Source organism: Nocardia sp. NPDC127579 (genome assembly GCF_042672005.1).
In the GTDB taxonomy this organism is placed as follows: Bacteria; Actinomycetota; Actinomycetes; order Mycobacteriales; family Mycobacteriaceae; genus Nocardia.
Map to the genome: position 1 here is coordinate 464,743 of NZ_JBHXVZ010000006.1, position 20,715 is coordinate 485,457.

Annotated in this window: 16 protein-coding genes and 1 pseudogene; 11 read left to right on the forward strand and 6 right to left on the reverse strand. The window is 67.8% G+C overall.

What is annotated here, in order from left to right:
- From yajC to ACFVMC_RS22735, 6 genes are all read left to right on the forward strand, one after another.
- Positions 1 to 387 (forward strand): preprotein translocase subunit YajC, encoded by a 387-nt coding sequence (yajC, locus tag ACFVMC_RS22710; protein WP_379213159.1) that lies wholly within the window; start codon positions 1 to 3, stop codon positions 385 to 387.
- Between the two features lie 113 nt (positions 388 to 500).
- Positions 501 to 2,228 (forward strand): protein translocase subunit SecD, encoded by a 1,728-nt coding sequence (gene secD / locus ACFVMC_RS22715; RefSeq protein WP_379213161.1) that lies wholly within the window; start codon positions 501 to 503, stop codon positions 2,226 to 2,228.
- Entirely contained in the window at positions 2,225 to 3,445 is a 1,221-nt protein-coding gene (gene secF / locus ACFVMC_RS22720; RefSeq protein ID WP_379213163.1) for a protein translocase subunit SecF, read from the forward strand. The genes secD and secF overlap by 4 nt, the downstream gene beginning before the upstream one ends.
- 22 nt (positions 3,446 to 3,467) lie before the next feature.
- On the forward strand, positions 3,468 to 5,174 hold the full coding sequence (locus ACFVMC_RS22725; RefSeq protein ID WP_379213165.1) for an ABC transporter substrate-binding protein: 1,707 nt from the start codon (positions 3,468 to 3,470) through the stop codon (positions 5,172 to 5,174).
- 26 nt (positions 5,175 to 5,200) lie between these two features.
- A complete protein-coding gene (locus tag ACFVMC_RS22730) occupies positions 5,201 to 5,773 on the forward strand; it encodes an adenine phosphoribosyltransferase (RefSeq protein ID WP_379213167.1) in 573 nt (190 codons plus the stop codon).
- Positions 5,774 to 5,925: 152 nt separating this feature from the next.
- A complete protein-coding gene (locus ACFVMC_RS22735; RefSeq protein ID WP_379213169.1) occupies positions 5,926 to 7,515 on the forward strand; it encodes an ABC-F family ATP-binding cassette domain-containing protein in 1,590 nt (529 codons plus the stop codon).
- Here ACFVMC_RS22735 and ACFVMC_RS22740 read toward each other — a convergent pair.
- Positions 7,428 to 7,865, reverse strand: a complete 438-nt coding sequence (locus ACFVMC_RS22740; RefSeq protein WP_379213171.1) for an MmcQ/YjbR family DNA-binding protein — start codon at positions 7,863 to 7,865, stop codon at positions 7,428 to 7,430. The two genes, ACFVMC_RS22735 and ACFVMC_RS22740, sit on opposite strands and share 88 nt — an antisense overlap.
- A 77-nt stretch (positions 7,866 to 7,942) precedes the next feature.
- Here ACFVMC_RS22740 and ACFVMC_RS22745 point away from each other — a divergent pair, with 77 nt between their 5' ends.
- The 3 genes and pseudogenes from ACFVMC_RS22745 to ACFVMC_RS22755 all read left to right on the forward strand — a co-directional run.
- On the forward strand, positions 7,943 to 8,881 hold the full coding sequence (locus ACFVMC_RS22745) for a hypothetical protein (RefSeq protein ID WP_379213173.1): 939 nt from the start codon (positions 7,943 to 7,945) through the stop codon (positions 8,879 to 8,881).
- Positions 8,882 to 9,141: 260 nt separating this feature from the next.
- A complete protein-coding gene (locus tag ACFVMC_RS22750; RefSeq protein WP_379213294.1) occupies positions 9,142 to 10,404 on the forward strand; it encodes an adenylosuccinate synthetase in 1,263 nt (420 codons plus the stop codon).
- 229 nt (positions 10,405 to 10,633) lie between these two features.
- Positions 10,634 to 10,744: pseudogene (locus ACFVMC_RS22755) on the forward strand (contact-dependent growth inhibition system immunity protein); the annotation flags it as partial.
- Positions 10,745 to 11,239: 495 nt separating this feature from the next.
- Here the strand turns inward: ACFVMC_RS22755 and ACFVMC_RS22760 are convergent.
- From ACFVMC_RS22760 to ACFVMC_RS22780, 5 genes are all read right to left on the reverse strand, one after another.
- The gene (locus ACFVMC_RS22760; RefSeq protein WP_379213175.1) at positions 11,240 to 12,400 is read right to left on the reverse strand and encodes a serine hydrolase domain-containing protein; all 1,161 of its coding nucleotides are present in this window, start codon (positions 12,398 to 12,400) and stop codon (positions 11,240 to 11,242) included.
- A gap of 97 nt (positions 12,401 to 12,497) precedes the next feature.
- Positions 12,498 to 12,851: a hypothetical protein gene (locus ACFVMC_RS22765; protein WP_379213177.1), complete on the reverse strand. Its 354-nt coding sequence runs from the start codon at positions 12,849 to 12,851 to the stop codon at positions 12,498 to 12,500.
- Between the two features lie 272 nt (positions 12,852 to 13,123).
- Positions 13,124 to 13,675, reverse strand: a complete 552-nt coding sequence (gene idi / locus ACFVMC_RS22770) for an isopentenyl-diphosphate Delta-isomerase (protein ID WP_379213179.1) — start codon at positions 13,673 to 13,675, stop codon at positions 13,124 to 13,126.
- Complete coding sequence (locus ACFVMC_RS22775) at positions 13,672 to 14,538, reverse strand: geranyl diphosphate 2-C-methyltransferase (RefSeq protein WP_379213181.1); 867 nt, start codon at positions 14,536 to 14,538, stop codon at positions 13,672 to 13,674. The genes idi and ACFVMC_RS22775 overlap by 4 nt, the downstream gene beginning before the upstream one ends.
- 56 nt (positions 14,539 to 14,594) lie before the next feature.
- Positions 14,595 to 16,001 (reverse strand): family 2B encapsulin nanocompartment shell protein, encoded by a 1,407-nt coding sequence (locus ACFVMC_RS22780; RefSeq protein WP_379213183.1) that lies wholly within the window; start codon positions 15,999 to 16,001, stop codon positions 14,595 to 14,597.
- 796 nt (positions 16,002 to 16,797) lie between these two features.
- Between ACFVMC_RS22780 and ACFVMC_RS22785 the strand changes: the two genes are divergently transcribed.
- Positions 16,798 to 17,583 (forward strand): hypothetical protein, encoded by a 786-nt coding sequence (locus tag ACFVMC_RS22785; RefSeq protein WP_379213185.1) that lies wholly within the window; start codon positions 16,798 to 16,800, stop codon positions 17,581 to 17,583.
- Positions 17,584 to 17,681: 98 nt separating this feature from the next.
- Positions 17,682 to 20,675: an AMP-binding protein gene (locus ACFVMC_RS22790; protein WP_379213187.1), complete on the forward strand. Its 2,994-nt coding sequence runs from the start codon at positions 17,682 to 17,684 to the stop codon at positions 20,673 to 20,675.
- Positions 20,676 to 20,715: the final 40 nt, after the last annotated feature.

The following is a 20,715-nucleotide window of genomic DNA, read 5'->3' on the forward strand; positions in this document are numbered from 1 at the left end:
ATGGACCTTCTCCTCATCATGGCGGTCGGCTTGGCCGCGCTGATGTTCTTCCAGTTCCGCAGCCAGCGCAAGCACCAGGCGAAGATGGCCGAGATGCAGGCGGGCCTCGTGCCCGGCGCCGGTGTCATCACCACCTCGGGCCTGTACGGCACCGTCGTCGAGGTCGACGAGGACACCGTCGACCTGGAGATCGCCGAGGATGTGGTTACCACCTGGATGCGCTCGGCGATCCGCGAGGTGCGCACCGAGGACGCCGCCGATGCCGCCACCGGCGACGAGCCGGAGGAATCGGCTCCGGCCGTCGAGGAGGCCCCGGCCGCCGCCGTCGAGACTCCCGCCGCCGACGAGCCGGCCGACAAGCCCGAAACTCGGCTGACCAAGGACTGATCTCCGCCCGCGCGACCCTGAGGCTGTATCCGTTCCACGTCATACGCGGTAGCCTCCGGGTCGCTGTGTGCTGCTCCACGTTCCACTCGACTTCCGCCTAGGAGATACCTGCTGTGCCACCTTCACAGGGATCGGCGCAACATCCGCTCCGGCTGCTCGGCGTTTTCGCCGCGCTGCTGGCCGTGATCTATGCGCTGGTGTTCTTCACCGGGGACAAATCCCCGACGCCCAAACTCGGCATCGACCTGCAGGGTGGTACCCGGGTCACGCTGACCGCCCGCACGCCCGACGGCAGTAGGCCGAGCCAGGACAGCCTGAAGAAGGCGCAGGAGATCATCGAAACCCGGGTCAACGGGCTCGGTGTCGGTGGCTCCGAGGTGATCATCGACGGGGACAACCTGGTGGTGACCGTGCCCGGTGACGACGGTCAGCAGGCACGCACGCTCGCCACGACCGCGAAACTCAACATTCGACCGGTCATCGGACAGCCGGTGCCCGCTACCGCTGGACTGACCCCGCAGCCCACACCGGCACCCGCGCCGGCTCCCGCACCCGCGCCGGAACCCGCGCCGGCACCGGAACCGGCCCCCGAGGGGGCGCCCGTCGAGCCGGCCCAGCCCGAGCCGCCGGCCGAAGAAGCGACGCCTCCGGCCCCGCAGAATCGAGTGTTCCCCGCACAGGCCCCGACTCCGCCCGCCAGCCCGGACCAGCTGACTCCGCAGCAGGCCGCTCAGAAGGAGATCGCGGAAGCGAAGGCCACCCGGCAGAGCACCGATCCCGCGGTGCAGCAGGCGGCGCTGGCCGCCCTGGACTGCACGAAGACCGATCCGCTGGCGGGCAACGACGACCCGAATCTTCCGCTGGTCACCTGTTCGACGAATGGACAGCAAAAGTATCTGCTCGACAAGAGCCGGATCGACGGCGAGGAGATCAAGGACGCCGTCTCCAGTTTCGACACGACGCAGTCGCAGAATGTCGTGCGACTCGACTTCAAGTCGACCGGCTCCGATGTGTGGGCGAAGCTCACGCAGGAGTACTACCAGAAGTACATCGCCTTCGTGCTGGACTCCCGAGCCGTCAGCGCGCCGATCGTGCAGGCCGCGAACCAGTTCGGCGGCACCACCATCTCCGGCAACTTCACCGCCGCCAGCGCCAAGGAGCTGGCCAACACGCTGAAGTACGGTTCGCTGCCGCTGTCGTTCGAGACCTCCGAGGCCGAAACCGTCTCGGCCACACTGGGTCTGTCCTCGCTGCGCGCGGGCCTGCTGGCCGGTGCCATCGGCTTGGCGGTGGTCCTGCTGTACTGCCTGGCCTACTACCGGATGCTCGGTTTCCTCACCGCGCTCTCGCTGATCGCCTCGGGCCTCGCGGTCTACGGCATCATGGTGCTGCTCGGCCGCTGGATCGGGTTCACTCTCGACCTGGCCGGTATCGCGGGCCTGATCATCGGTATCGGTATGACCGCCGACTCGTTCGTGGTCTTCTTCGAGCGCATCAAGGACGAGATGCGTGAGGGCCGCAGTTTCCGTTCGGCGGTGCCGCGCGGCTGGCAGCGGGCCCGGCGCACCATTCTCTCCGGTAACGCGGTCAGCCTGATCGCCTCCGCGGTGCTGTACATCCTCGCCGTCGGTCAGGTGAAGGGCTTCGCGTTCACGCTCGGTCTCACCACCGTCCTCGACGTCGTCGTGGTGTTCCTGGTGACCGCGCCGCTGGTGCTGCTGGCCTCGCGGTCGCAGTTCTGGGCCAAGCCGGGTGTCAACGGCCTGGGCGCGATCCAGGAGGTGGCACGGGAGCGCCGGGCCGCCGGCGCGACACTCTCCGAAGGTGTGAGGACTCGATGAGCAACCAGACCAGCCCGTCGATGCGCAAGCGCGAGGCCGAGGACGCCGTGGACTACGACGAGACCTACGACGCGCGGGCCAGGCACGGCTTCTTCAGCCGGCTCTACACCGGCACCGGCGCGATCGACGTGATCGGCCGCCGCCGGATGTGGTATGCGATCACGGCCGTGATCCTGCTGATCTCGCTGGGCAGCATGCTGCTGCGCGGCTTCAACTTCGGCATCGACTTCGAGGGCGGCACCCGGATCCAGTTCCCGGGCGCGGTCGAGCAGAGTCAGGTCGAAGATGTCTACCGCGGTGCGATCGGCACCGACCCGGAGTCGGTGCAGAAGGTCGGCGCGGGCTCGACCAGCAATATGCTGATCCGCTCCGAGGCACTGGATCAGCGGCAGGTCGAGGCGTTGCAGGCCGCCCTGTTCGACGAGTTCCAGCCGAAGGATTCCAGCGGCAAGGCGAGTCTGGCGGCGATCAGCGTCTCGGATGTGAGTGAGACCTGGGGCGGCCAGATCACCAAGAAGGCGCTGATCGCGCTCGCGGTGTTCCTGGCGATCGTCGCGGTGTACATCACGGTCCGCTTCGAACGGGATATGGCGATCGCCGCGCTGGCCGCCATGGTGTTCGACGTGGTGGTCACCGCGGGCATCTACTCGCTGGTCGGCCTGGAGGTCTCCCCGGCCACCGTGATCGGCATTCTCACCATTCTCGGCTTCTCGCTGTACGACTCGGTGATCGTGTTCGACAAGGTCGAGGAGAACACCCGCGGCATTCTGCACGTGAACCGGCGTACTTACGGTGAGCAGGCCAATCTCGCGGTGAACCAGACGCTCATGCGCTCGATCAACACCGCCCTGATCGGCATTCTGCCGATTGTCGGCCTGCTGGTGATCGCGGTGTGGCTGCTGGGCGTCGGCACGCTCAAGGATCTGGCGCTGGTGCAGCTGGTGGGTCTGCTGGTCGGCACCTACTCGTCGATCTTCTTCGCGACGCCGCTGCTGGTCTCGCTCAAGGAGCGGTTCGGCCCGGTGGCCGCGCACACCAGGAAGGTGCTGGCCAAGCGGTCCGGCGCCGCGAGCGCGCGGGCCATGGCCGCGGCCGAGCAGCGGGCGGTGGCCGCCACCGGCCGGGCGGCGTCGAGTGGTGAGGTGCGGCGCGCCGCCGGACAGACTCCGGAGCCGGGCGCGCGACCGAGCGGGAAACGGCACAAGCGAAGGAACTAGTACCCCAGGGGGTTTCGTTCATATGCAGCGATCACGCGTCTTGGTGCGATTGATCGGAGTGGTCGCGGCGGGTGCCTCGGTCGCCGCCCTGGCGGCCGGGTGCTCGAGCAAGAACCAGGTGCCGTCCATCGGATACGCCGTAGACGCCGTGATCGCGAGCTACAACGGCGGCAGCACCCTGGGCGCGAGCAGCGGCGCGGCCGCCGTGTTCGGCCGGGTGCTGACCGGGTTCTATTACACCGGTCCGGACGGCCAGCAGGTCGCCGACACCGATGTCGGCACCGCCAAGGAGGTGCCGGGCGAGACCCAGACCATCCAGTACCGGCTCAACCCGGACGGTGTGTACTCCGACGGCGTGCCGACCTCGTGTGATGACCTGTATCTGACCTGGGCGGCGCGCAGCGGCCGCTTCACCGCGCCCGGCGGCGGCCCGCTGTTCGACGCGGCGAGCACGGCGGGCTACGCCGATATCGAACGGGTGGAGTGCCAGCCCGGCTCCAAGGACGCCACGGTGGTGTTCCGGCCGGATCGGTACTACCAGTACTGGCGGAATCTGTTCACCGCCGGTGAGCTGATGCCGTCGCATGTGGCGGCGCGGGCGGCGAATCTGCCGAACGCGGTGACCGCCGTGCAGACCGGTGACGCCGCGGGCATCGGGCGGCTGGCCGAGTTCTGGAACACCGGCTGGAAGCTGTCCGCGGGCCTGGATGTCACCCGGTTCCCGTCCTCGGGGCCCTACCGGATCGAATCCTTCGGTCCCGCCGAGGGTTTGGTGCTCGTCGCGAACGAGCGCTGGTGGGGCAACAAGGCCGCGACCGGGCGCATCGTGGTGTACGGCCGCTCGGCCGAGCTCGGCGCCAAGATCGGTGACGGTTCGGTCAGCGTGGTCGATATCGGCGGCGGTTCGGTCGCGGGTCTGAATCTGGACGGGTTCTCGACCCGGACGGTGCCCGGCCGCGGCGCCGAACAGTTGGTGCTCGGCACCGGGGGCGTGTTCGCCTCGGCGGACGCGCGCCGCGGGTTCGCCCTGTGTGTGCCGCGCCAGGAGCTCTACAACCAGCTCGGCCGGGCCCAGGATCTGCCGAAGACCGGTCTCGGTTCCGGCCCGTTGAATTCCCGGACGGTGCAGCAGGATTCGCTCTACTATCCGGCGGTCACCGCCGCCGCGGAGAAGTACAAGAACACCGATATCGCCGCCGCGACCGCAGCGCTGACCGCCGCAAAGGCTGCCGGGCAAACCATCCGCATCGGCTATCTCGGGCCGGACGAGCGGCGGGCGCGCACCGTCGCGGTGATCGCCGAAGCGTGTAAGCCTGCGGGTATCACGGTCGTGGACGCGGGGGCCGCCGACTTCGATCCGGGTGCGCTGGCCGCGGGCAAGGTCGACGCCGTGCTGGGCGGTACGGCCGCGGCGCCGGGCCCGGCGGGCGCGCAGTCCGCGGTGTTCGCCACCAGCGCGTTCCGCACCGGAAACGGCCTCAATTTCGGCCGATTCGGCAATGGCCGCTACGATTCGATTACCGATCAGCTTGCCGCCGACGATAATTCGACGGTTCAGTTGAATCTGCTCACCGAGGGCGAGAACCTGCTGTGGGCGGAGATGCCGAGCATTCCCCTGTTCGCCACTCCCCGCACCATCGCGTTCGCCGACGGATTGCAGAACGGCGTTGCCAGTTCCGCGCAGGCGGGGACCGGATGGAATATGGACCGCTGGGTGTTGCAGCGGTGAGTGCAGGTGACCATGGAGAGGGCTCGATGAGCAAGCACGCGGCGATCGAATCCGAGGAACTCGTGGCCGAGCGGACCGCCCAGGCGGCTCGGCTGGTGCAGCGCCTCACCCGGTGGCAGGACGATTTCCCCACACCCGGAGTGCGTTTCGCGGATCTGACCCCGGTGTTCGCCGATGCCGAAGGCTTCCGGACGGTCATCGACTGCCTGGCGGCGTGTGCCCCCGACGCCGATCTGGTCGCGGGCGTGGACGCGCGTGGCTTCTTGCTGGGCGCGGGTGTCGCCGCGACCCTGGGCACCGGTGTGGTCGCCGTGCGCAAGGCCGGCAAGCTGCCCCCGCCGGTGCTGAATCGCGAATACAGCCTGGAGTACGGGTCGGCGTCGCTGGAGATCCCGGCCGATGGGCTCGATCTGGCGGGCAAGCGGGTGCTGCTGCTCGACGACGTGCTCGCCACCGGCGGCACGCTGGCCGCCGCGGCCGATCTGTTCACCCAGGCCGGCGCCGAAATCGTCTCCGCCGCAGTTGTTCTGGAGCTCGAGTTCCTCGGCGGTCGCGCGCGTCAGGGTGTCTACCCCCTGACGTCCATCGTCAAGGTGTGAGCCAATTCACTGGCGTAGACGTGGGATGTTTGCGTACAGTATTCGAGTCTTGTTCCCGTTGATCGGAGTCATGCCGTTGAAGTTCTGAGGTAGCGCTTTCGGGCGGCCCGCACAGTGCGCGCCGCGATACCGTCGCAACCTCAGGAGGACGCATGTCTTTTCTGTCTATTTCCGATCTCACCTTCACCTGGCCCGACGGCACCCCGGTCTTCGACGGGCTCGCGGCGGTACTCGATGCCGGTCACATCGGCCTGGTCGGCAGCAACGGTGCGGGCAAATCCACACTGCTGCGGTTGATCACCGGTGAGCTGAGCCCGATGCGCGGATCGGTCACCGTCTCGGGACGACTCGGCTACCTGCGCCAGGACCTCGGGCTCACCGACGGGCAGCGCGTGGACGCCGTGCTCGGCATCGACGGGGTCCGCAAAGCGTTGCACCGCATCGAATCCGGGACCGGCGACGAATCCGACTTCGACACGGTCGGCGCCGCCTGGGATGTCGAGGAACGCGCCGTCGCCCTGCTCGGCCGGCTCGGATTGCACTATCTGGCCGACTCCGCCGCGCAACTCGATCGCAGCCTGGACACCCTGTCCGGCGGTGAGACGGTGCTGCTCGGCCTGGTTGCCCAGCTGCTCACCGAACCCGATGTGCTGCTGCTGGACGAGCCGACCAACAATCTGGATCAGGTGGCGCGCGAGCGCCTCTACGAGGTGATCGGCCAGTTCTCCGGCACGGTGCTCACGGTCAGCCACGACCGGGAGCTGCTGGATCGCATGGACACCATCGCCGAGCTCCGGCAGGGCGAAATGCGTTTGTTCGGAGGCAATTTCAGTGCCTACGAGCGGATCATCCAGGCCGAGCAGGACGCGGCGCGCGCCGCGGTTCGCGACGCCCGCAGCGATGTGCGCAAGCAAGCGCAGGAACTCGTGGAGGCCCGGATCAAATTGGACCGGCGCAAACGCTACGGCCAGAAGATGTGGGACACCAAGCGGGAGCCGAAAATCGTGATGGGCGAACGCAAACGGCAGGCACAGGTCTCGGCCGGGAAATTGCGCAACAACCACATGGAGAAGCTGGAGGACGCCAAACAGCACCTGGATCAGGCCGAGGAACTGCTGCGCGCGGACAAGGAGATCCGGATCCAGCTCCCCGACACCCGGCTGTATCCGGGCCAGGAGGTCATCGAGCTGGACGAGGTGCGCCTGGCGTGCGGGCCGACGGTCAGCCTGACGGTGGCGGGTCCGGAGCGGATCGCCCTGACCGGGCGCAACGGCGCCGGCAAAACCACACTGCTGCGCCATATCTCGGCGGCCGGGCCGAAGGTGCCGTGGCGGATGCTGCCGCAGCGCCTGGATGTCTTCGACGAGACGCTGACCGTCTTCGAGAATGTCGCGGCGGCGGCGTCGCACGCCACGCCGCAGCAGATTCGGGCGCAGCTGGCACGGTTCCTGTTCCGCGGCACCGACGCCGATGTGTCGGCGAGTGCGCTGTCGGGCGGGGAACGGTTACGGGCGGCCCTGGCCATGCTGCTGCTGGCCGATCCCGCGCCGAAACTGCTGTTGCTGGATGAGCCGACCAACAATCTGGATCTGCCCAGCCTGCACCATCTCACGCAGGCGCTGTCCGGATTCGAGGGGGCGCTGATCGTGGTCAGTCACGATCCGCGGTTTCTGGACGAGATCGGGGTGACCCGCCGGGTGGAGCTCACCTCCGACGGGCTCGCCGAGCCGGTCGCCGGCTGATCCAGCTGGGCGAGCAACTTTTTCGGGGCGACCTGGCGGTAGGCGTCGCGGACGATCTCGGCGATCTCCGACCAGTCCGGATCGACGGTCAGGCGGACGCCGAGCCAGCCGCGGTGACCGACATAGGGCGGGCGGAAGAAGCGCTCGGGTTCGGCGTCGATCAGCTCCTCCTGCACGCCGGCGGGGGCGGGGCACCAGATGGTGTTCCCGTCCTCGCCGTAGGCGTTCTCGGTGAATGTGACGAACACGGTTTTGCCGCGCACGAAGAAGGTGGGGCAGCCGTGGCTGAGTCGCTCGGTGCTCTCCGGTAGCGCGCGGCAGATCGCCCGGATCTGGGTCAGCGGGTCCACTCCAGCAGTGTAGATCCTTGACGGGCGTTGTTTTGGTCTTCTACACTAAAACAGATCGAACGGGAGGAATGATCACCATGGGATACGGACACTGGGACGACACCGCCTACCGCGCGGCCAAGACCTACCGTGCCAGCCGGGGACTGGACGATTTCGGCTACACCGCCGAACTGCGCGACCGGCCCTACGACACCTGGCAGGCACACCCGGACCTGGATCCGCTCGGCGTCGATGTGCGGGAATGTCGCGACTCGGCCGAGCATGGGAATTCGCTGCCCATCGCGGTGCTGTTCGACGTCACCGGCTCGATGGGGCAGGTGCCGATCATCATGCAGCGCAAGCTCGGAAAACTCCACGGGCTGCTGCAACGCAAAGGCTACGCCGACGATCCGCAGATCCTGTTCGGCGCCGTCGGTGACGCCGACTGCGATCGGGTTCCGTTGCAGGTCGGGCAGTTCGAATCCGACAACCGGATGGACGAGCAACTGCGCAACATCCTGCTCGAAGGCGGGGGCGGCGGGCAGAAGTCCGAAAGCTATGAACTGGCCGCCTATTTCATGGCCACCCACATCGCCACCGACGCCTGGGACAAGCGCCGCACACGCGGCTACCTGTTCCTCATCGGTGACGAGCTGAACAAGCGCAAGCTGGCCTCGCGACACATCCGCGCCGTCGTCGGCGACCATGTGCGCAAGGACATTTCGGTCGATTCGATCTACCGGCAGCTGGCCGAACGCTGGCACGTCTACTACATCCTGCCCAACCAGTCCAGCTACTACAACGATCCCGAGATCGCCGAACACTGGCGCGCCCTGCTCGGCCAGAACTTCCTGCGCCTGGACGACCCGGCCGCCGTCTGCGAACTCATCGCCCTCACCATCGGCCTCACCGAAGACCGCGTCGACCTCGACACCGGCCTCACCGACCTGTCCGACCTGGGATCGGCCGCGGAGGTTGCCGCGGTAGGAAAAGCGCTGCGGGACAGCGGCCCACGAGCACTGCCCGCAGGCCACTGACGCCCCGCGTGCCTCCGGTCGTCGCCGGTGCGCACGACCACACGCACGGCTGTGACGGCAAGTCGCCGTCCCGCGCGCGACAGGGATGTCCGGTGACTCGGACGACGAGGTGCACCCCGGGCAGCTCTGCGCGGTGAGCATGACCGCGGCGATCAGCGGACGCTGCTCGGAGGTCACCAGCAGGGCCAAGCCCTGGTGCAACGTGGGCCGGGCGGCTGGTGGCGTAGGCGACGGAATTGATTCGAAAGGGGTGTGTCGTGATGTTCGACGGGCATGTGATCGTGGTGGATCTGGGGTTCGGCGATGCGGGGAAAGGGGCGACCGTCGACTGGTTGTGTTCGGCGGCAGCCGGATTGGAGGTGTCGGCGGTCGTGCGGTTCAACGGTGGCGCGCAGGCGGCGCACAACGTGGTGGCAGAAGGACGGCATCACACGTTCGCGCAGTTCGGGTCGGGGACGTTCTCGGGCGTACCGACCTTGCTGTCGCGGCACATGCTGGTGGAGCCGATCGCGCTGGCGGGGGAGGCGCGGCAACTGGCGGCGCTCGGGGTGCCGGATCCGTTGTCGCTGTTGCGGATCGACGGCCGGGCGTTGCTCACCACGCCGATCCACATCGCGGCGAACCGGGCTCGCGAGGACGCGAGGGGTTACTCACGGCACGGTTCCTGCGGTCGTGGTATCGGTGAAACCGCCTCGTACGCACTGGAACACGAGGCGCCGACCGTCGCGGATTGCCTACGACCCCGAGTGCTGCGGCAGAAACTCGAGTTGCTGGCCGCGCACTACGGCCCGGTGATCGCCCCGAGCGCGCACCGCTACGAGCCGATCACCGACCTCATCGCCATGTACAGCGAATTCGGCGCCGCCGTCCGTATCGTGGACGACGGCGAACTGGCGGCACTCGCCGCCCGCGGCCGCCTGATCTTCGAAGGCGCACAGGGCATCCTGCTCGACGAATGGCGCGGCTTGCACCCGCACACCACCTGGTCCACGGTGGAGCCGCGCAACGCCCGCGCCATGCTCGCGGCCATCGGCGCCTCCGCCGCCACCCTCGGCGTCACCCGCACCTACCTGACCCGCCACGGCGCGGGCCCGTTCCCCACCGAGGACCCCACCCTCGATCTCCCCGAACCCCACAACATCGACGGCCCCTACCAGGGCCCCTTCCGCCGCGGCCACCTCGACCTACCGCTACTCCGCTACGCCGTCGCCGCCGCCGACGGCATCGACGCACTCGCTCTGACTCATGTGGATGTCGAAACCCCTTATGTATCAACCGGATACGACACTCCCACCGGCACAGTCGACGACCTCGCCCTCGGCCCCTGGCAGGACCTGACCCACCAGCAGAACCTGACCACCCTCCTCGCCACCGCCACCCCCCGACTCACCCGCCGACCACCGAACCGAATCACCTGGCTCGCAGAACAACTCGCCACCCCGGTCGTCCTCACCTCGACCGGTCCGGATCGCGCCGACCGCCACGCACACCACATCGCCCGAACCACATCGTGTCCCGCCTGACCCGGCAGCGTTGCCTCGGGCTGAATCACCTGCTTGCGCTGAGATCCGCACAGGGATGTCGACACCGCGATCCGCACCTCGCTGGTCTATCCGGGCGAGCCGCAGAAATGCGGGGTGCGCAGCGAGCCGACCAGCTCCGGGCTCTGGAGATCGACCCGGCCGACGATCCGCTCGACTGCGCTGGGGATGACGGACCGCCCAGTTTCGCAGCTCAGCGGTATACGCGGCTCCGATCGGAGAACTGGATATCGAGGGCCCGCGCATCATGGTGTGCCAGGATGTTGGAACCAGGGCAGTTCTTCCTCGGGCGTTGGATCAGCTGGAGGTGAATCCGCTTGCCGCCGGTCACTTTATCCGGGTGATCTGTTGCGGGCGGTGCTTCGGCTGCCTGGGGATAGGTGGTCGGGATCAGCCGAGGTATCGGCCTGGATGCGGGGCATTGTCCGGCGGGCGGATGCGATGCTCGCGAGCTGGGTGGTGCGCAAGTTCCAGATCTGCGCGGGTTGATCTCGAAGTTCCTGTTGGAGCGGTCCGAGTTCGATCCAGGTCGAACGCACTGAAATCAGCCGCTGCTCGTGTGCCGTGGCGTCGCGACGCGGTTTGCAGAGGGCTCGGTTCACAACTGGGACGAGGGCGCTTCGAGCAGACTGGTCCGGTCGGGTTGCGGGGCTTCGCGTTACGGGTGGACGGGTGTCGGTTTCCATGGGATGCGGCCCGGATGGACGACTGCGCGTGTATTAGCGCACGGGTCTGCTGGCAGCGGCTGCATGTCCGGTGCCGTCGGGGTCTGGTGTTCGGATGCGTTGCGATGTCGGCGCGGGTGGTGCAGGACTGGTCAGCTGTATTTGGCGATGTTGTGGGTGATGGTGCCGAGGCGGGCCAGGCGGGCATCGCCGAGGGGGGTGAGTTTGCCGCCGAGGCGGTTGGTGACGAAGGCGAGGGACATGCCGGTGGCGGGGTCGGCGAAGGCGCCGGAGCCGCCGAGACCGAAATGGCCGAAGGCGGAGACGGGGTCGGATTTGGAGGGTTTCATGGGGACGCCGTGGTAGCCGAGGGCCCAGGGGATGCGGAAGGCGAGCACGTAGTCGGGGGTGAAAATCTGGCGGGTGCCGACGGTTTCGATGGTTTCGGGCCGGAGTAGCCGGTAGCCGTCGAGCTCGCCGCCATTGGCGAGCGCGGCATACAGGCGGGCCAGTGCGCGCGCCGAGAAGACGCCGTTGACGCCCGGCATCACCGAATCGTGCAGCCGCGGATCGGCGACGAGATCGGCGAATCCGACGGGTGTGGTGTCGGCGGCCGCGGCGAACCGGGTGCGGCCGAGCAGGGCGCTGCTGCGTTCCCAGCTCATGCCCGCGATGGTCAGGCGCGGGAAATTCGGTGCGATGCGATGCCGTTCGCTGTCGGGCACCCGGAACCAGAGTTCGTCGGCGCCGAGCGGTTCGGCGATCTCGGTGCGCAGCAGTTCGGTGAACTTCGAGCCGCTGACCCGGCGGATCAGCTCGGCGACCAGATGCCCGTAGGTGATGCCGTGGTAGCCGCTGGTCGCGCGGTGCCGCGGGTCGGGCGTGGCGGCGGCGAGCGCCGAAGTGACGGCGGCGTCGTCGAGGAAACCGTCGGCCGGTCCGGGCAGCAGGCCGCGTAGCCGGTGCAGGCCGGCGCGGTGGGTGAGCAGGTCGCGCACGGTGATGTGCGCTTTGCCGGCGGCCGCGAATTCCGGCCAGTAGTCCGCGACCGGCGAATCGTAGTGCAGCAGGTGCTGTTCGGCGAGCCGATGCAGCAGCGTGGACGCGACGCCTTTGCCGGTGGAATACGCCATGGCGACGGTGTCGTGCTGCCATTCGCGTCCCGGCGCGGCGTGCCCGGCCCACACATCGACGACGGGTTCGCCGTGTTGATAGACGGTGAGCGCGCCGCCGCCGTCCTCGGGGCGGCGGAACAGCCGATCGAATTCGGCTACCAGCCGCGCGTATCGGCGGTCCACGAACTGCTTGGTCATCGTCGATCAGCCCTTCCGTCTCCCGTACAGCGTAAATCAGCGCTGGGCGAGCGGAGGTCCCGCCGGGGCGAGCGGAGATCACGCTGGGGAACGGGGATCAGGCGGCGACGGCGGAGCTGAGTTCGGCGAGGGCGGCATCGGGATCGGCGACGTCGACGACCAGGCGGGTGTAGCCGGGACCATCGAGATCGATGCGGATGGCATGGCCTTTGAAGTTGGTGTCCCAGAACTCTTTTCGGCCCTTCCCGCGGAAGGTGCCGGCGGCGATGGCGCCGGGGAAGAAGGTGCCGGGCGTGCGGATCCACGGGGGCCGCAGATCGACCTCGGCGCGGGTGACCGAGGTGATGGCCCCGACCTCGAGGGTGACTTCGTCGCGCAGGGCGAGCAGGCGGTGTCCGCCGAGCACGTGCACTCGCACCGTGTTGTCATGCGTGAGTTCGACCTCGACCATCGCACACCTCGCTCGCCGGGAAATATCTGTACACCGACCAGGATCCGCCGCGCGGCTGGCCGGATCCTGTGTCGTACCTGTGAATTGCCCAAGGTTTCAGACGCGTCGCGCGCGTTCGCCCTGAGCCGGACACTTGGTTGTCGAATCAAACTGTGCAGTTGTTACAGACATCCCACCATCTAGATATGCGAATTTATGCATTTTATTCGCCCACCCGAAGGTGCCGGGCATTCATCGAATGCCCGGATTACAGAACAGCATTGGATGGAGAGTCAGGCGCTCGCCTCGGTCGCGATCTTCAGAACAGGCGCCAACCACGGTGTGTACGCACCAGGGTTCTCGGACATGGCGTTGGCGACCTCGTCCGGCGTCACCCACGCGACCGCAGCGACCTCGGCGGGATCCGGTGCCGGCGCTTCGCCGTCGAGCGTGCCGATGAGCACGTGATCCCACTCGTATTCGACGCGACCCGTCGCCGGATCCTGCGCCTGGTAGACGAACTCGCCCACCTCCCGCAGCGGAGTCGACAGGCCGAGCTCCTGCGCAAGCCGTACCCCGGCCGCCGCCGGAACCGGTTCGCCCGGTGCGGGATGCCCGCAGCAGGTGTTGGCCCACAGCAGCGGGAACCGGGTCTTGACCGCGGCCCGCTGTTGCAGGAGCACCCGCCCGGCGGCGTCGAACAGCAGCACCGAGAACGCGCGGTGCAGCCGCCCGGGCGCGGTGTGCGCCTCGGCTACCGGGCACGCACCGACCGCGCGCCCGGCCGCGTCGACGAGCTCGACGGGCAGGGCTTCGCGGTCGGTCGTTGTGTGCTGCTCGGTCACCTGCCCACCTTATCGGCGGCGATCATCAGGTACTGGAAGCTCCCCTCCCGGTAGGCGGTCAGGAACGGCTTCTCGACGCCGGTCGCCAGTTCGGAGTGGGTGCGCAGATCCCAGTACGGGATGGTCGTCGCGGTGAGATCGACCACGTCGATCGGCACCAGATTGTTCGCGGCCAGCGCGCGGAAATACTCGCCGCGCGGATGGATCATGCACCCGTAGTGGGCGTCGATCCAGCTGACCGAGGACGAGCGGCCGCCGGTGACATCGTTGGAGCAGCCGGTGATGCAGACATAGCGGCCGCCGGGTTCGAGCAGGCGCGAGAATTCCGCGAACAGCTCGAAGAGGTCCACGTACATGGTGGTCTCATTGGTCCAGATTCCGCGCCGGGATCCGCTGTCGAAACCGGTGTCGAGCATATTGCGGAAATGGAACCGCACCTTGTCGGTGACGCCGCGGTCGGCGGCCTGAGCGTTGGCGAAATCCACCTGATACTGCGAGATGGTGACGCCGTCGACCTGGCAGCCGAATCTCTGATTGGCCATGAAGCTGGTGCCGCCGCGGCCGGAGCCGCCGTCGAGCAGCCGGTCACCGGGGCGCACGTCGCCGAGGTGGTCGAGCAGGAATTCGGCCTGCGCTGTTTCGAGCCGGTGCAGTTCGGTGACCAGGCGCTGCTGTCGTGTTTCCTCCGGACCCTCCAGTACCGAGAGATCGGGTTCCCCGATGCCGTAGTGATGGTGGTAGAGGCCATCGACCTCGCCGAGTTTGGTGTTGACCCGATCATCGTTCGGGTTGTTGTTCCAGTATTCGGCGACGGACTTCTGATACCGGGTGCGCAGCACCGATTCAGGATCGAGCATGGTCATTCTGGATCATCCTCTCTCGGTAAAACGTGGAAACGCTTGCGATCGGCTCGGTCGGCTCAGTCGGTCTGCCGGGCGACGAGGACGTTGTCGAGCATTCCGAGCGCGTCCGGTACCAGGACAGCCGCGGAGAAGTAGCAGCTCACCAGGTAGGACATGATCGACTGGTCGTCGATGCCCTTGAATCGCACATTGAGGCTGGGCTCGTATTCGTCGGGAATTCCGGTCTGGTGCAACCCGATGACGCCCTGGTCCTTTTCGCCGGTGCGCATGGCGAGGATCGCGGTGGTCTGGTTCTCGCTGACCGGGATCTTGCCGCACGGGTAGATCGGGACGCCACGCCAAGCGGGGACGCGATGGCCGTCGACCTCGACGGGGTCGGGGTAGAGGCCGCGTTTGTTGCATTCGCGGCCGAAGGCGGCGATGGCCTTGGGATGGGCCAGGAACAGTTTGGTGCTGCGCCGCATACTCAGCAGTTCGTCCATGTCATCCGGTGTGGGCGCGCCGGATTCGGTGTAGATGCGCTGTTTGAGATCGCAGTTGTGCAGCAGCCCGAAGTCCGGGTTGTTGACCAGTTCGTGTTCGCGGCGTTCGTAGATGGCTTCGACGGTGAGCCGCAACTGCTGTTCGACCTGGTTCATCGGATCGTTGAACAGGTCCGCGACGCGGGTGTGTACACGCAGCACGCTCTGCGCGAGACTGAGTTCGTATTCGCGGGGCGTGATCTCGTAGTCGGCGTAGGTGCCCAGCAGCGCGGGTTCGCCGTCGTGGCCGGAGGAGATCTCGATCTCGGCTTCGCCGTGCCGGTTCTGGGCCGGCCGTGGATCGTTGGCGATCTGTTCGAGATGCTCGCGCAGGCTCGGTACCCGGTCGAGGGTCTGGTTCAGCGCGGCGCGGGAGAGGGTGAGAACTGTGGTGGGCGTGGCGGTTTTGATGGTGACGGGCCAGATCGCCGATTCGTCGACGAGTGTGTCGTCGCCGAAGAAGTCGCCGTCGGCGAGCTGTCCGAGCATGGTCTGCTCGCCGTATTGGCCGCTGCCGTATTTGTTGACTTTGCCGTGCACGATGAGCACGACCTGATCCATCGGGTTGCCGAATTCGGCGATGACCGAGCCGGGGTCGAGATCCTGCTGTTGGAAATGGCGGCCGAGTTCGGCGAGGGCTTCCTCGTCGGTGAATTCGCGCAGTTGATGCATTTCGGTGAGCTCCAACGGGATCACCGTGGCGCTGCCGCCGTTGATGGCGAAGGTGATGATGCCATCGCCGACGGTGTAGCTCAGGCGCCGGTTGACGCGGTAGGTGCCGCCGTTGACCTGCACCCAGGGCAGGGCGCGGGTGAGCCATCGGGAGCTGATGGCCTGCATCTGGGGAACGGATTTGGTGGTGGTCGCGAGCTGGCGGGCGGCTCGGGTACTGAGGCTCTTGGGCTGATCGACGGTACGCGCGGGCATTTCTTCGATGGTCATGCGTGTGTCCTCATCTCGACGTATCACCGCTGTGCTGGGCACAGCAAAGCGGCAGGCCGGATACCTGCGGGGGTGTAGCTGAGAGAGCGAATTGACTTCCGCGACAAAGCGTTTCGGATACGCCGTCGATGATAGGGGCAGAGCCGCCGGGTTCGTGGCGGAATGCGCACAATGCTGGACATCCGTTGTGGATGATTACGACACGGGAACGATCGAATGAAATATTTCGGACACAAAAAACCGCACGCCCGGAATGTCGCGCTGGGACGGACATTTCGGACGTGCGGTACGGAAGCATCCTGATCGGCGGCTCAGGATGCGCTGCATAGGTGCCAGCCGCTGGCGCGGCCCGACCGGCAGCGATGACTGCGGGCGGCCGAGGAGCGGGGTACGGCGCGACGGCGGGTGGTCGATAGTCGGTACTGCGGGCCCACGGCGGGGCTTACTCGAAACATCTTCCTCCACTGAGCAATTCGGTACGGTTGCGCGGTTCAGCGCGGACGCGAAGGTCGAGCATGGAAACGGGTGGCGCTGAGCTGCACGGGTTCACATCGAACGGCAGGCCAGGACGCGGCCTGCGGGATCGGCGATGGGGCGGCCGATCTGCGCGGCAGGGCTTGTGAACGGCATGAAATATAGGCGCGAACCCGTAGGTACGCAGCGGAATTGGAAGATTGCCGAGATCGAATTCGGATGGTAACGAAACGTCACCGATCAGGCCACCACTCGGTAACGTACCTGCGGAAATCGTGGCGTGACGGTGCCGGTAGCGGGTCGGTAGCTACTCTTGCCGCTCATGTTCACCTGGATCTACGAGCTGCCCATCTGGCTGGTGTTCGTGATCATGACCGGCGTACCGGTCGTGCTGACCTGCGCGGGCATCGTGCTGGCCCGCCCGGTCGTGCTGCGCCTGTTCGGGCCCGAGCCCGGCAACAACGACACAGTAATCATGGTGCTCACCGTCGGTGGCGTGTTCTACGGACTGCTGCTCGGGCTCATCGCCGCCGCGACCTACGAGTCCAACGACCACGCACAGGGTTTGATCGCCGACGAGGCCGCCGCGGTCGGCACGCTCTACCGCGAGGTCGGCGCCTACCCGGAGCCCGAACGCACGGTGCTGCAACGCGACCTGGTCCTCTACACCGAGGATGTGCTGCGCGTCGTGTTCCCGACGCTGCGCGCGGGCGAGGAGCCGATGGGCGGCACCGCGCTGGTCACCCGCTTCCAGGAGGACCTGCTGCGTTTCCAGCCCGAAACCCCCGCACAGGAGATCCTGCACGCCGCCACCATCGACCAGTTCGCCGCCTTCGACTCCGACCGCCGCCACCGGATCAACGCCAGCCAGGGCGGGATACCGAATGTGCTGTGGTGGGTCATCCTGGTCGGGGCCGCGATCAACCTGGTGCTGCTGTGCCTGTTCAGCCTCGAGCGCGGCGCCCACCTGCTGCTCGGCGGCCTGTTCGCCTTCTTCCTCGGCGCGATGCTGTTCCTCATCGCGGCGATGGACTATCCGTTCCGGGGCGATCTGAGCGTGACCCCGCAACCGTTCGAGAGCATGTACGAGAACGTGATGCGCCGCTGACCCATGCAACCTGTCACAGCCGGCCCATGACCGACACCCGGTATGGGAAGCTCGTGGCAGCGGGGTTGCGTGCAGGGTGAGGGCCAGGAGCGAGCGTGATGTTCAGTACGAGGGACGTGGTGGGATCGGTGCAGCGGTTGATGGCGACCGCGCAGAACGGTCTCGAGGTGATCCGTTTCGGCGGGCTCACCCACGATGTCGAGTCATCCCCGTTCGAGGTCGTGGAGCGTCGGCGTATGTACCGGCTGCGCCGCTATTTCCCCGCCGACACCACCTCCGGCAGTCCGGTGGCGCTGCTGGTGCCGCCGCTCATGGTCAACGCCGACATCTGGGACGTCAACGCCGAGGACGGCGCGGTCGGCATCCTGCACCGCGGTGGAGTCGACTGCTGGGTGGTCGATTTCGGCTCACCCGCCTCCGAGGAGGGCGGCTGGAAGCGCGACCTGGCCGATCATGTCCTGGCCGTCAGCAGCGCGATCGACACGGTCTGCGAGGCCACCGGGTCTCCGGTGCACCTGATGGGCTATTCACAAGGCGGCATGTTCGCCTACCAGACCGCCGCCTACCGCTACGGCAAGGGCGTGGCCAGCATCGTCACCTTCGGCAGCCCGGTCGACGTGGTCGCGGGCATGCCGTTCGGCCTGCCCTACGGCCTGGTCCGCGAGGTCGCCGATTTCCTGGCCGACCACGTCGTGACCCGGCTGCCGATCACCGACTCCATGGTGCGCCTGGGCTTCCAGATGCTGGATCCGGTGAAGACCGCCAAGGCGCGCGTCGATTTCCTGCGCCAGCTGCACGACCGCGAGGCGCTGCTGCCCAAGGAGCGCCAGCGCCGCTTCCTCAACAGCGACGGCTGGGTCGGCTATGCGGGCCCGGCGGCCGCCGACCTGCTCAAACAGTTCGTGGTGCACAACCGGATGATGCTGGGCGGCTTCGTGATCCGCGATCAGCCGATCTCGCTGGCGCAGCTGGAGTGCCCGATCCTGGCGTTCGTCGGCGAGGTCGACGATATCGGCCAGCCCGCCGCGGTGCGCGGCATCGTGCGCGCCGCCCCGAACGCCGCGGTGTACGAGGCGACTCTGGTGGCCGGGCATTTCGGCCTGGTGGCCGGCAGCACCGCGACCAATCACACCTGGCCGCTGGTGCGGCAGTGGGTGGATTGGATGGACCGGGACCGGCCGCTGCCGGAGGAGATCGTCCGGATGGCCGAGCATGTGCCGACCACGGGTCCGCGCACCGCCGCGACCCGGGTCGTGCACACCGTCGCCAGCCTCGCCGAGGCCGGCGCCGGAGCGGGCAAGGCGCTGGAGGGCATCGCCAACAACACTGTGCGCGGTTCGATCGAGCTGGCCGGTGAGGCGGCGCGGGCGTTGCCCCGGCTGACCCGCCTGGGCATGATCGGGCCGAGCACTCGGGTCTCGTTGAGCCGCTTGCTCGCCGAGCAGGCCCGCCGCGCCCCGCAGCGCGAGTGCTTCCTCTTCGACGACCGCATGCACACCAACGCCGCGGTGAACGAGCGCATCGACAATGTGGTGCGCGGATTGATCTCGGTGGGTATCCGGCCCGCCGACCGGGTCGGCGTGCTGATGGAGACCCGCCCCAGCGCCCTGGCCACGGTGGCCGCGCTGTCGCGGCTGGGTGCGGTCGCGGTGCTGCTCGCGCCGGGCTCGGAGGTCGAACGCGCGATCGAGCTCACCGGCATCACCGCGCTGGTCTCGGATCCGGAGAACCTGTGCCAGGCCGGGGCCACCGGCGTGCGGGTGCTGGTGCTCGGCGGCGGCGACACCCGCCGGCTCGACCTGCCGCTCAGCGATCGGGTGATCGACCTCGAGCAGATCGATCCGGCCCGGGTGCGGTTGCCCGCCTGGTTCCGGCCCGATCCGGGGCTGGCCCGCGAGCTGGCCTTCGTCCTGGTCACCGGCACCGGTGACCGCCTCGAGACCAAGTACATCAGCAACCACCGGTGGGCGCTGTCGGCGTTCGGCACCGCCAGCGCGGCCGATCTGGATGCCCGTGACACCGTGTATTGCCTGGCGCCGCTGCATCATTCGTCCGGTCTGCTGGTCAGCCTGGGCGGCGCGATCGCGGGCGGCAGCCGGATCGCGCTGGCCCGCTCGCTGGACCCGGCGCGGTTCGCCGAGGAAGTGCACCGGTACGGCGTCACCGTGGTCACCTACACCTGGACCATGCTGCGCGACATCCTCGACGCGGGCGTCTTCCCCCCTGGGCAGGGTTCACCCACCCCGTCGGCTCCGCAAGCTCCGCCGACCACCATCCCCCAGTGGCATCCGATCCGCCTGTTCATCGGCTCCGGCATGCCCGCGGGTCTGTGGCGGCGCACTACCGAACAGTTCGCGCCCGCCCGCGTGCTCGAGTTCTACGCCTCCATCGAGGGCGATGTGGTGCTGGCCAACGTGACCGGCGCGAAAGCGGGCTGCAAGGGCCGCCCGGTGCCGGGCACCGCGAAGGTCGAACTCGTCGCCTTCGATCCGGCCACCGGCCGGATCGGCAACGACGAGTCCGGGTTCGCGCGCCGCTGTGCCGACAACGAGGTGGGCCTGCTCATCGGCAAGGCCTCCGAGGGCGTGGACATCTCGGCGGGCGGCCTGCGCGGCGTGTTCAGCCCCGGCGACTCGTGGATGCCGACGGAGAACCTGTTCCGTCGCGACGGCGACGGCGACTACTGGCTGATCGATCGCAAGGACACGGTCATACTCACCGACCGCGGCCCGGTCTACACGCAGCCGATCGTGGACGCGCTCAACGACATCACCGCGGTCGATATGGAGGTCGCCTACGGCCTGCCGGTCGGTGCGAATCAGCTGGCGGTGGCCGCGGTCAGCGTGCGCGCGGGCCTGCGGCTGGAACCGAAGGACGTCACCGAGGCGCTGCGCGCCCTGGCGGCCGAGCAGCGGCCCGATCTGGTCTACGTCGTCGACGAGATTCCGCGCAGCTCCTCCTACCGGCCCTCCACCCGCGCCGTGCAGGCGGCCGGTGGCCCGCGGCCGGGGCCGGACACCTGGTGGTACAACCGGGATTCCGACGCCTACGAGATCCTCGACGAGGCCGAGGGGCAGCGGCTGCTCGGCTGAACCACGCGCGGGCGTAGCGCGCGGCGCGAATCGGGGCGAG